The sequence below is a fragment of the Fibrella rubiginis genome (assembly GCF_017353185.1).
GTDB classification, from domain to species: Bacteria; Bacteroidota; Bacteroidia; order Cytophagales; family Spirosomataceae; genus Fibrella; species Fibrella rubiginis.
Genome location: NZ_JAFMYV010000010.1, coordinates 239,235 through 251,290 on the forward strand (window position 1 = coordinate 239,235; position 12,056 = coordinate 251,290).

At 51.5% G+C, this 12,056-nt stretch carries 11 protein-coding genes; 5 read left to right on the top strand and 6 right to left on the bottom strand.

Annotated features, from left to right (window positions below; all coding sequences use genetic code 11):
- Window positions 1-245: 245 nt before the first annotated feature.
- Window positions 246-1,478, top strand: coding sequence for a DUF418 domain-containing protein (locus tag J2I47_RS19310; RefSeq protein ID WP_207366236.1), 1,233 nt, complete (start codon window positions 246-248; stop codon window positions 1,476-1,478).
- A gap of 183 nt (window positions 1,479-1,661) precedes the next feature.
- Here the strand turns inward: J2I47_RS19310 and J2I47_RS19315 are convergent, their stop codons facing one another.
- On the bottom strand, window positions 1,662-1,844 hold the full coding sequence (locus tag J2I47_RS19315; RefSeq protein WP_207335261.1) for a hypothetical protein: 183 nt from the start codon (window positions 1,842-1,844) through the stop codon (window positions 1,662-1,664).
- Window positions 1,845-2,038: 194 nt separating this feature from the next.
- On the opposite strand from J2I47_RS19315, the gene J2I47_RS19320 reads away from it, so the two are divergent.
- On the top strand, window positions 2,039-3,256 hold the full coding sequence (locus J2I47_RS19320) for an NADP-dependent isocitrate dehydrogenase (protein ID WP_207366237.1): 1,218 nt from the start codon (window positions 2,039-2,041) through the stop codon (window positions 3,254-3,256).
- 83 nt (window positions 3,257-3,339) lie between these two features.
- Window positions 3,340-3,747 carry a Dabb family protein gene (locus tag J2I47_RS19325; RefSeq protein ID WP_207366238.1) on the top strand — a complete coding sequence of 136 codons (408 nt, stop codon included), beginning with the start codon at window positions 3,340-3,342 and terminating at the stop codon, window positions 3,745-3,747.
- Window positions 3,748-3,849: 102 nt separating this feature from the next.
- Here the strand turns inward: J2I47_RS19325 and J2I47_RS19330 are convergent, their stop codons facing one another.
- From J2I47_RS19330 to J2I47_RS19345, 4 genes are all read right to left on the bottom strand, one after another.
- Window positions 3,850-5,253 (bottom strand): tetratricopeptide repeat protein, encoded by a 1,404-nt coding sequence (locus J2I47_RS19330; RefSeq protein ID WP_207366239.1) that lies wholly within the window; start codon window positions 5,251-5,253, stop codon window positions 3,850-3,852.
- 262 nt (window positions 5,254-5,515) lie between these two features.
- Complete coding sequence (locus J2I47_RS19335) at window positions 5,516-6,538, bottom strand: NAD-dependent epimerase/dehydratase family protein (RefSeq protein ID WP_207366240.1); 1,023 nt, start codon at window positions 6,536-6,538, stop codon at window positions 5,516-5,518.
- The gene (locus tag J2I47_RS19340; protein ID WP_207366241.1) at window positions 6,519-7,016 is read right to left on the bottom strand and encodes a hypothetical protein; all 498 of its coding nucleotides are present in this window, start codon (window positions 7,014-7,016) and stop codon (window positions 6,519-6,521) included. Before J2I47_RS19340 ends, J2I47_RS19335 begins: the two co-directional genes overlap by 20 nt.
- Entirely contained in the window at window positions 6,997-8,064 is a 1,068-nt protein-coding gene (locus J2I47_RS19345; protein WP_207366242.1) for an AAA family ATPase, read from the bottom strand. Before J2I47_RS19345 ends, J2I47_RS19340 begins: the two co-directional genes overlap by 20 nt.
- A 170-nt stretch (window positions 8,065-8,234) precedes the next feature.
- On the opposite strand from J2I47_RS19345, the gene metG reads away from it, so the two are divergent.
- The gene (gene metG, locus J2I47_RS19350) at window positions 8,235-10,367 is read left to right on the top strand and encodes a methionine--tRNA ligase (protein ID WP_207366243.1); all 2,133 of its coding nucleotides are present in this window, start codon (window positions 8,235-8,237) and stop codon (window positions 10,365-10,367) included.
- A gap of 102 nt (window positions 10,368-10,469) precedes the next feature.
- On the opposite strand, the gene J2I47_RS19355 is transcribed toward metG, so the two are convergent.
- Entirely contained in the window at window positions 10,470-11,372 is a 903-nt protein-coding gene (locus tag J2I47_RS19355; RefSeq protein WP_207366244.1) for a DUF2911 domain-containing protein, read from the bottom strand.
- 94 nt (window positions 11,373-11,466) lie between these two features.
- On the opposite strand from J2I47_RS19355, the gene J2I47_RS19360 reads away from it, so the two are divergent.
- Window positions 11,467-12,024, top strand: a complete 558-nt coding sequence (locus tag J2I47_RS19360) for an NUDIX hydrolase (protein ID WP_207366245.1) — start codon at window positions 11,467-11,469, stop codon at window positions 12,022-12,024.
- Window positions 12,025-12,056: the final 32 nt, after the last annotated feature.

Consider the following 12,056-nt stretch of genomic DNA (forward strand, 5'->3'; position numbering starts at 1 on the left):
CTTGCCGAAAGGTACAGCCAGAAATAGGAATATATGAGCAATTATTCTGTAAATTATACTCAATAAATACTTAATCAGGCTGTGTTGGTAGGTTTCGTTGGCAGGGATAGCCAGCGTACGCCATTTGGTCAGCAGTTCGTCAGCCAAACAGCCCTTCTATAAAACTCTGATTGCGCTTTCAATGCAGAAGCACTTGTATAGCTTGCCAAACAGGCCATTGCCCACTACTCTCCCAGTTAAAACGTATGGAATCACAGCTAGCCAGCTTACCGACAGGCAACACGGTTAAGCATACACGTATTCAGGTAGTCGACGCACTGCGGGGCTTTGCGTTGCTCGGCATCCTGGTTGCACACCTGTCGGTCTGGTTCGATGGTGGGCCGTTGCCGGGGTCGGTGTATCAGGTCAACGGGCAGGGAGTGGCCAACGCTATTGTGAGCAACCTGGTGGGCATCTTCGTGAGTGGCAAATTCTACACGTTTTTCTCCTTTCTCTTCGGGCTCAGCTTTGCCCTGATGCTTACCCGCTCATCCGAATCGTCGGGGGTGTTTCTGCGTCGTTTTGCCTGGCGACTGCTTATTTTGGGTGGCATCGGATTTCTGCATCACCTGCATTGGCGGGGTGACATCCTCAGCATTTACGCCATGCTGGGTTTTCCACTGTTATTGTTCCGTAATGCACCCCCCCGGCTGGTGCTGGTAGTCGCTCTTTTGCTGGTACTGAATGTGCCCGCCAAACTGCGCGATGCCTATCAGGCCTATGCCGTTGCACCACCGTCGATGGCGCAGCAAGATGTCGCGCAAAAGGCCGACGAAAAACTGGTAGCCGCTAATTATGAAGTAATTAAGCACGGTACCTACGCGCAAATGATTCGGGTAAATCTGAGTGAATTCAAAACAAAAATGGATTTCCAGATCAACAGTGGCCGCCTCTACATCACGCTGGGGTTCTTCCTGCTGGGGCTGTATGCGGGCCGTAAGCGTCTGTTTCAACAACTGGCCGACCATCGTGCTCTTTTCGGAAAGCTGACCCGTTATACTGGCTTCACCGTGTTGGGCATCATCGCTTTGTTTGCCGCGGCCATTGCCATCATTGGGCAAAACAACCAGCCTCCGAAGGCGGTAGAGCTTATTTTCTCAGCGCTGTTCGACCTTGGCAACAGCGCCCTGACGGTGTTTTACATCACGAGCCTAACCCTGTTATTCAGCCGGGTGAGCTGGCAGTGGGTAGCGTCTCCACTGGCATCGGTGGGTAAAATGGCCCTGACCAACTACGTGGGTCAGTCGGTCATTGGCACGTTACTTTTTTACGGGTATGGCTTGGGGCTGATCGGTGAGATCGGCACCGCCAAAGCCGTACTCTTAACCGTCCCCATTTTTCTGGTGCAGATCCTGTTTAGCCGACTCTGGCTATCAAGGTTCCAGTATGGTCCTCTGGAATGGTTATGGCGGTCCCTGACGTATTTGAAGTTTCAGTAACCAGGGGTTTGGGGGTAAATAGCTACGCGCTCTGGGTGCTGGCGCACGGCCCTTCGACAAGCTTAGGGTGACAACGACCTTGGATCCACTCAAGAAGCAGAATCCATTTCCCTGTCACCCTGAGCTTGTCGAAGGGCCAGCCCCCAGAGCGCGTAGCTATTTACGCTTGGTCCCGGCTAACTTCTACGCCGTGTCGCCCGTAGTACGAATCAGGCTAATGCCGGTGAAAAAGAAGATGCCACCCAAAACAAGGTAGACAATAGAGGCCTGCGCTACGCCGCCGCTCATCAGATCCTTACCGCCCATAATGAGACCAACAAGGCCCAGAAGGGTCAGGATTACGCCAAATACGCGCTTGATATTCATACGTTGAGTGAGTTATGTGAATGTTTATATGAACTGGAGACAGAACACAAACCAAGTAAAGGTGTTTAAAATAGACCGTAGCTTCTTACCCAATGACCCGGCCAACGGCCAAAACACTGGGGTCGGAGAAAGGAAGATTCACTACTTTTGCGGCTACTTTTTTGTATCGTTTTCAATCGTTTATACCTGTCAAAATGGAAAAAATTAAAGTGGCAAATCCGGTTGTCGAACTGGACGGCGACGAAATGACCCGCATCATCTGGAAGTTTATCAAAGACAAGCTGATTCTGCCCTACGTTGATGTTGATATTAAATACTATGACCTTGGCATTGAATACCGCGACGAAACCAACGATCAGGTAACCATCGACGCCGCTCATGCTATTCAGCAGTACGGTGTCGGTATTAAATGCGCTACCATCACCCCCGACGAGCAGCGCGTTAAAGAGTTCAACCTCAAGCAGATGTGGAAGTCGCCCAACGGCACGATCCGCAATATCCTGGACGGCACCGTCTTCCGCGAACCGATCGTGATGCAGAACGTGCCCCGCCTCGTTACCAACTGGACAGCCCCCATTATTATTGGCCGTCACGCCTTCGGCGATCAGTACCGTGCCACCGATTTTGTGGTGCCGGGCAAAGGCAAGCTGACCATGAAATTTGAAGGTGAAGATGGCCAGGTGATGGATTTTGAGGTGTATAACTTCAAAGGCCCCGGCGTAGCCATGGGTATGTATAACGTCGATGAGTCGATTCGTGGTTTTGCCCGCGCCTGCATGAACGTGGCCCTCGACAAAGGTTGGCCGCTGTACCTGTCGACCAAAAACACGATCCTGAAAAAGTATGACGGCCGGTTCAAAGACATTTTTCAGGAGGTATACGATGCAGAGTTCGCCGGAAAGATCGAATACGAACACCGCCTCATCGACGATATGGTGGCCTCGGCCCTGAAGTGGAACGGCAATTTTGTGTGGGCCTGCAAAAACTACGACGGCGATGTGCAGTCGGACACCGTTGCGCAGGGTTTTGGCTCACTTGGCCTGATGACCTCGGTGCTGCTTACGCCCGATGGCAACGTGATGGAGGCCGAAGCCGCCCACGGCACCGTAACGCGCCACTACCGCGAATACCAGAAGGGCAACAAAACCAGTACCAACCCCATCGCCTCGATCTACGCCTGGACTCGTGGCCTGGCGTTCCGGGGTAAACTGGATGGTAATCAGCCTCTTATCGACTTCGCTAATGCGCTGGAGGCGGTATGCGTAGAGGTGGTGGAAAGCGGTAAAATGACCAAAGACCTGGCCCTGTCGGTATACCCACAAGGCACGAAGCTAATGGCCAATGAGCACTACCTGAACACCGAAGATTTCCTCGACGCCCTCGATCAGGCGTTGCAAGCCAAACTGGCGTAGTTAATAAACCAACGGACCGCTCCTGTCGTCGGGATGACAAAAAAGCCGCCCAATCCGCGGTCCCCTTTTGACCCTTAATTCTCATGAAAAAAATTCTGACGTTACTCACAATCACCCTGGCATTATTGGCACAACCACTGCTGGCCAACGTACCCAATCCACCCAAAAAACAAGCTGCTAAAGGTATGGTCAAGCACATTGTTCTGTTTAAGTTCAAACCTGAAACCACGCCCGAAAAGCTGAACGAGATCCTAGCCGCGTTTGAAGCACTACCGTCGAAAATTAGTCAGATCAAAGGCTTTGAGTGGGGTACCAACAACAGTCCCGAAAAGCACGACAAGGGCCTTACCCACGCCTTCATCCTGACCTTCGCCAACGAAAAAGACCGCGACGCCTACCTGCCGCACCCCGCCCATAAAGCCTTCGGTGGCATTGTAGGCCCCTGGCTCGCCGACGTAACCGTAGTTGATTTTACGGATAAGGCGAAATAAAGGAGGAACGGAGGAGGGAAGAAAGGAGGAAGGGGTGGCTGACGCACGATGATGCTTGCGTCAGCTACCCCTTCCTCCTTTCTTCCCTCCTCCGTTCCTCCTTTATTTCTCGTGGTACTGTTGAATAATCTTGTACAACGCCTTTTGCTTTTCCAGTTCGGGGAAGAATTCGAATAGCTGCACGTGGGTATCGTAGTCGAGGGTGAGGGCTGTTTCCAGGTTTAGCAGGGCATCGCGATAGTTGCCGCCATAAATTTGGTAAACCACGGCCCGGTAATACAGGTCAGCTTCCTGCGGCAATTCAACCAGGCCCATCTGAATGATGCCATACGCTTTTTCGTAATCCCCCTGATCAAACGGAATCAGCGACCACATCAGGTAGACGTCGGCGTTGGAGGGATCCACTTCCGCCGCCTTCTCGAATGCTTCCACGCTCGACACGACGTTGCCGATCTTGTATTCGGTTTCGGCCAGAATAACGTAGTAGTCTGCGTTGTTGTCGTTGAGCTTAATGGCCTTTTGCAAAAACGGTATAGCCTCGTACCATTTGCCCAACTCACTCATACACACCCCGATACCATACCAGGCCTCATCCCAGAGGGCATCAATCTTGGTGGCTTCGCGGTATTCTTTGATGGCTTCGGGCAGGCGGTCCTGCCGCTCCAGGCTCGCGCCCAGGTGGGTGTAGGTGTCGGCGGTGGGCTCTTCGTATTTCAGCGTCAGGCGGTACGACGTTTCAGCCTTGTCGAACTGCCCCAGGTTCATGTACGTGTTGCCCAGGTTGAAATGCGCCGACGCAAAATCGTCCTTGATCAGGATGGCGTAATCATACGCTTCCGCCGCCTCGGCATACTTGGTCAGTTTGCTGTAGGCGATGCCCAGGTTATACCATGCATTGAACGAGTACGGATCTTTATCGATCAGCCCCTCGTAATACGGAATATTGGCTTCAAGGTCGCCGTTGATGTCGAGGCAGAACGACAATTCGTAGAGAGCGCTTTCGTTGTTGGGATTCAGGTCAATGGCCTTCTTGTAGTAGGCCACGGCCTCGTCGAATTTACCCCAGTTCTGATAGCTCTGGGCCATCTGAAAATACACGTCGTCTTTGTCGTCGGTGCGGTCCAGCATGTCTTCGAGCACCTCGATAGACTCTTCAAACCGGCCTGCCATATTGAGCACCGTGCCGCGCATATACTGCACGTCGAGGTCGCCGGGGTTAAATAAACCCGCTTTATCGAGTTGGTCTAAGCTTTCGTCGAAACGTTGATAGTTGGCCAGGATCTGCGCCCGGTCAAGCATCAGTTCAAGGGCGTAGGGAAAATTGGCTAAACCCGATTCGGCGGCTTGAAAGGCCCGGTCGAGGTCGGCCTCGTTGAGATAATGTTCAACCAGACGCTCATATACGTCCAGGTCGAAGTAAAAATTTTCTTCGCTGGCGAGCATCTGCTCAAAGCGCTGAATGCTCTCTTTGATGTCGCCAGCCCGTTCGTCAAACTCTTGCTCCATGTAGCTGTGTCGATTCACGAGCAACCGCTCACGATTTGCCTAAAAGCGGAATGCGTAAGCCGTTGTCGTACCGCACGGGATAGGGGACGCGCCACCGACGCGATTTATCCGATGTTGTTATGAAATATACACAGAAAAACGCAATCCCAAGCAAGGGGGTTCAAATTGTTTTTGAAGGAGCATAGGGGTTAGAGACAAGAAACAAGAGGTGAGAAACAAGATTGCTTGCTAGTATCATAGCTGGCCTCTTGTTTCTTATCTCTCACCTCTCTGCTTTCACCCCTAGGCTCATCGCCACCCGCTGCAATGTCTCGTTTAGCGCACGGTACTGAAAATCAATTACCTGCGTAATGCGGTCGCCGGGGTAGCTGTAGTGGTGGCTGGCACCACGGGCGGTCTCCAGGGTAATCAGTGGGGTAGTGCCCGTCAGCCACGACCGTACGGACTCAACGCGGGCCAATACACTCGCCAGTCCCGGCGGAACCCGAATGGTAGGTGGCCGCTTGCCCAATGCCTGCGCCAGTTGGGTCAGAAAGTCATGATAGGGGAGGGTGCCCGCGTTCAGGATGAAGCGCTCATTGACAATCTCGCTATGCAGTAACTTCACAATAGCTTCGGCCACGTCGAGCACATCGACATAATTAATGTCGCCTTCGGTGTAAAATGGCTTTTCGTCGTAGGCATATTTAATCAGTTGGGTGCTGCTACGGGTCCAGTCGCCCTCACCAAGTACCACCGTGGGGTTCACCATAACCACCGGCAGACCTTCGGCACTGCCCCGCCATACCTCCAGTTCGGCCCGGTATTTGGTCTTGGCATAAGCCGAGTTCAGGGGCGATTCTTCCCATTTTTGGTCTTCGGTGAGTACCGTAACGCCTTTGCCGTCAACGTGTTTACTGTCGGGCCGACCCAGCGCAGCCACTGAGCTGAGGTAGGCCAGCTTGCGTACACCTGCCTGCAAACACACGTTAACGAGGTTGGCCGTGCCCTCTACATTGACTTGCTCCATCCGCGCTCGATCTTTCGGCACAAACGATACAATAGCGGCGCAATGAATGATATCGCAACCGGGGTTAATGGCGTCTTCCAGCGACGGAATGTCGAGCAAATCACCCTCGTGCCAGGTCAGTTGATCGGCCACGTCGGCCAGCAAACCAGGCCCGTTTTCCGACCGGTACAACGCCGACACCGACTTTCCCAGCGCCAGCAGGTAGCGCACCACGTGCGAGCCGATCAGCCCCGTTGCCCCGGTCACGAGGGTTGTATTAGGTAGTGATGAGGTCATTCAATAGGCGTTCAAGCGTGAGGATACCAGGAGCTTGTTTAGCGTGTAAATCAGCAAGCAGGCGGAGGTAATCGGGATTTGAACCAATGGCAGATGTTTTTAACACCTTACCAAGCGTCTTTACTTCGTCAGGAAAACCGTAGTCGATTATATTTATAGAAACCTGTGCAGCATTCCACAATAAAAACGACTCGATGGCTTTATCAATAACGATCAAATAATGTGGCAGACTATTCTTGCGCTTGAAACAGACTTTATTCGTTTCATGAACAGTATCAAACGTCAATAAATAAGGTGGGGTACGTTTGTCTTTATCGACAACACCAATAAATCGACCTGGCTTGTTAAAGTCATTCGCTTCTTTCAATTCTTTCGCCACGTTTGGTATACCGTAGATATGAACAACATCGAGCGGATTGGTAATAAGAAATTGAATCAATGCCGTGTCAGCGTAGCATTCAGGATACACTTGCAGCATTGGATGTTGGAATAAAACGATCTAAATTGAAAAACACGTCGGTGCTGTATTCCTGCACAAAACTCAATTCCTCAGTTGTCAGGGATTTTACCTTCGTTTCGTAATTCTCATAATAAGTAACGAACACGGAAAGCTGATCATCCCCTAAGCTTTCGACCAATGTTTGCAACAAATAGGGGCTGTGCGTAGAAACAAAGAACTGATTAGTCTCACTGTAAATCATCCGATAGGCTACGTCCTGCGTATAAGGCGGGAACGAATGAACCTCTGGTTCCTCGAAAACAATAACTGAGTTTGCATTCGACTCAATTGCCGTTATATAGAATATAAATCGCCGAAAGGTATCAGCTATTGAAAAGTATGGATATAAATAAATTTGCCCTTTCACTTTTTTTTGGAGGACAAACGTTTGTTCAGCCATAGACAATACAAATTCTAATCCTTGCTCAGAAAATAATCTTGAAAATTCATTCCATAGTGTAGTATTTTTTAGTAATATTACAAATAAATTACTTCCATGTGGCGCCAATAGTGAGGTGCTATTTTGATTATTAAAGACAAGTAAGTCTTTAAAATCATACTTTCTTATTGATTTTATTATTGAATTAGGCTTTTTAGGTTTTATCTTTTTTCCATCCTCTCCCACATTGTACGTAATGTTTATTGTTGGCGCTTCCTGAGAAGATGAAGGAAATTGTTCGATTTTCAGATCATATCTGTAAATCTCTGAATAGTCATTTTCTTCAACTGATAATTTAATATCTGTACCATCAGTTTTGATTTCTATTTTGTTGTTTATATCTGAGTCATAAAATAAATTTTTCAATTTACTATACCGAATATATCCTTCGAATAACTTTGATGGATTGTAGTTAATCTGCGCTCCCAACATACCTAGCGCCTCCAGAATATTGGACTTACCAACGTTGGGTTTGCCGATGAAGATGTTGACCCGCTTGCAGTCGAGGCGGAGGTCTTTGATGGACTTGAAATTTTTGATCTCAACCCAGTCTAAGAAGTTGCTGGTATCGGGGGTGTTGGGTTCCATAGCTCTGTCGTTGGTCGTAAACTTAACAACAATCGCCCCTGAATGGCTAATTTTGCGGAGAACATACAGTTCAAAGTCTAGTGTCTAACGTCCAAAGTTGCTTCGCGCACTACCCGGCTGAATGCGAAGCAACATTATACGTTAGACATTGAACTTTAAACTTCACCCCCATGCTCGAAAATCCACAACGCTACACCGTTACGGCGGCGCTTATCTACGCCAACGGTCCTATTCATATTGGTCACTTAGCCGGCTGTTACCTCCCTGCCGATATTTACGTGCGCTACCTCCAGGGTACGGGCCGCGATGTGGCTTTTATCTCCGGCACCGACGAACACGGCGTACCCATCACTATCAAAGCCAAAAAGGAGGGTATCACGCCGCAACAGGTCGTCGACAAGTATTATACGCAGATAAAGGACTCGTTTGAGCAGTTTGGTATCTCGTTCGATATCTACTCGCGGACGTCGAACAAGGTGCATCACGAGACTTCGCAGCAATTTTTTACCACGCTGTATGACAAAGGCTATTTCGATGAGGAAGTGACCGAGCAGTATTTTGACGAGGTGGCCAATCAGTTTCTGGCTGACCGCTACATCGTAGGTACATGTCCCGTCTGCGCCAACCCCAATGCCTACGGCGATCAGTGTGAACGCTGTGGTACGGCCCTCAGCCCCAACGAGTTAATTCAGCCGCATTCGACCTTGTCGGGGTCTCAGCCCGTGAAGCGGCAGACCAAAAACTGGAATTTGCCGCTCGATAAGCTGCAACCGCAGATTGAGGCCTATGTGAATAGCCATACCGAGTGGAAAACCAACGTGTTTGGGCAGTGTCAGTCGTGGTTGAAAGAAGGGCTGCGTCCCCGCGCCATGACCCGTGACCTCGACTGGGGCATCAGCGTACCTCTGCCCGACGCCGAGGGGAAGGTGCTCTACGTCTGGTTCGACGCGCCCATTGGCTACATCTCGATGACAAAAGAGTGGGCTGAGCAACAGGGTCGCGACTGGGAGCTGTATTGGAAAGACGACAAGACCAAACTGGTGCATTTCATCGGCAAGGACAACATCGTGTTTCACTGCATCATCTTCCCCGCTATGCTCATGGCCGAGGGTAGTTTAATCCTGGCCGACAACGTACCCGCTAATGAGTTTATGAACCTCGAAGGCGACAAGATCAGCACGTCGCGCAACTGGGCCGTTTGGTTGCATGAATACCTGGAGGAGTTGCCCGGCAAAGAAGACGTACTGCGGTATGTGCTCACGGCCAATGCGCCCGAAACGAAGGATTCGGAGTTTACGTGGAAAGATTTCCAGACGCGCAACAACTCCGAACTGGTGGGCATCTTCGGTAACTTCGTGAACCGCGCTGTGGTGCTAACCGAGAAGTTCAACGACGGCCTGGTGCCGGGTACGTGCACACCTGATGACGAGACGCAACTAGCGCTCGATCAAGCCTTAAAAGACGAACTGGCGCAGTATCCCGATCGTATCGGGCAGGCCATTGAGCAATACCGTTTCCGCGAAGCGCTGACCTTGTTGATGGACGTGGCCCGGCTGGGCAACAAGTATTTTGCCGAAACCGAGCCGTGGAAAGTGGTGAAGACCAACCCGCAGCGGGCGCATACGATCCTGAATCACGCCTTACAGGTAGCGGCGAATCTGGCCATCCTGTGTGAGCCATTTCTGCCCTTCACCGCCCAGAAACTCCACGACCAACTCGGCCTGACCACCAAGCTGGACTGGACCAACGCGGGCCGCACTGACCTGCTGGTAGAAGGCCATCAACTGGCCCCCGCTACCCTGCTTTTCGCCAAGCTGGACGATGACTTTATTCAGATTCAAATTGACAAACTGAACAAAACCAAAGAGATGAATAATGCTGAAAATATGGGCGCACCTGCCGCCGCTGCTGAAACCACCAACGGTACGCCCGAAGCCCTGGAAGAAGCCGCGCTAAAGACCGTGGCCCCCATCAAAGACACGATTACCTACGACGATTTTGCCAAGCTCGATATCCGCATCGGCACCATCACCGAAGCTGAGCGCGTGCCAAAAAGCGACAAGCTGCTGAAACTCCGCGTAGATGATGGCCTGGGTGGTCGGCAGATTTTGAGCGGCATTGCCAAACACTTCACCCCCGAAGAGCTGATTGGCAAGCAGGTTACGTTCCTGGCCAACCTCGCCCCCCGCAAGATGATGGGCCACGAATCGCAGGGCATGATCCTGATGGCCGAAGATGCCGATGGTGCCCTCGCCATGCTGCCGCCCAGCAAACCCGTCTGGAATGGGGGAGGGGTTTCGTAAAAAAAGGTTCAAGGTTTAACGTTTAACGTCCAAAGTTGCTCCGCACATCACACAGAGCGCGGAGCAACTTTGGACGTTAAACGTTAAACCTTGAACCCTTTTTTACGCCTTCTTCTTGCCTTTGCCTTTCATAGAAGGGGTAGCAACGGGCATTTTGGCCTGCATGTCGGCAACGCCTTTGGCAATGGCATCTTTGAAGAAGGGGAACGCGGCGTCGCCAGAAGTTTCGCCAATGGTCAGGGCTTTCTGTGCCAGGGGCAGCGCTTCGGCCGTTTTGCCCATCTTACCCAGAATCTGCGCCTTCAGCCAGAGGTTACGGAAGGTCTCTTTCGTCGCAATCGCCTTGTCGACATACGACAATGACTGCTCCATGTTACGGCCTTTCGAGAAGTTGTAGCTGGCGGCGGCCATCAGCGTATTGGCGTCGTCGGGCTTTTCCATCACGGCTTTGTCGACATTGGCCATGGTGATGGCGCTGGTATTTACGGCTAGGTTAGCAGACGCTTTCACATCGGCCCACATGATGTCCATGGTGGCAGTGCTGTCGGTCACGTTGTTGATGCCGATGGTGAACGTTTCGGCTTTATCGGCGGTCTTGGCGGGCGTCAGGTCTACGCGCAGTACGTCGTCTTCGGGTTTGTAGCTCTGTTCAGTCACCGTGTTGTTTTTGCTGAAAATCAGCGTCCACTTATCAGCAGCGGGCATCGACATAATGGCGTAGGTACCGGCGGCCAGCGCCTTTCCGTTCACCATCATATCCGTCGACGTTGTAAAAGCGGTGGCGCCGTTGGCACCCGTACGCCATACTTTACCATAAGGCACAAAATCACCCGTGAAAGGCGTGCGGCCTTTCAGACTGGGACGTGAATATTTTACGGTTACGTCAGTTACGCCGATGGTTTGCATGACCGTAGCACTGGGGCTGGGCGAAGGCAGTTTCACCTGAGCCGTAGCGAGTTGCGCAACCAGCACCAGCCCAACGGCCGAAAGCATTATTTTTTTCATGGTACAAAAATGGTTTACTAGATTGTTTCGGTGCGAAATTGGACCAAACCTGTAAGGTTTCCAAAACCTTATGGGTTTAGAAGACAGAATCCCCATGCACCGACAATCCCTGCTTACCCTCCTCCGAAACCACACCCCAGCCGACGCCAATGAGGCGGCTATGACGGCACAAACCATTGCTTTTGTCGAGGCCAACCCCACCTGTTTTGAGCGGTCGCTTGCCGAAGGGCATGTAACTGGGTCGGCCTGGATTACCTCGCCCAGCGGCTCGCCCAACGAGCAACGGGTAGTGCTCATTCACCACCGAAAGCTGGACCGCTGGTTTCAGCCGGGTGGTCATGCCGATGGTGATCCCGACGTGGCGGCCGTGGCGCTGCGCGAAGCACAGGAAGAAACCGGACTGCCCGATCTTGAACTTGTCAGCCCCGCTATTTTCGACGTCGACGTGCATTCGATTCCAGCCAGGGGTGAGGTGGGAGCGCATCTGCACTACGACATACGCTTCAGATTAAAATCTGATGAAAAAATTATTATTGGCGAAAACAGCGAGGTGAAGGAGATTCGATGGTTAAATCTGGATCAGGCCGAAGCATTGTCTGATTCAGAATCCGTTGGCCGAATGGTACGAAAGACCCGCCAGACGGGCCAGTAATCCTTATGTTCGTTTTAGCGTTCTGGGAGTAC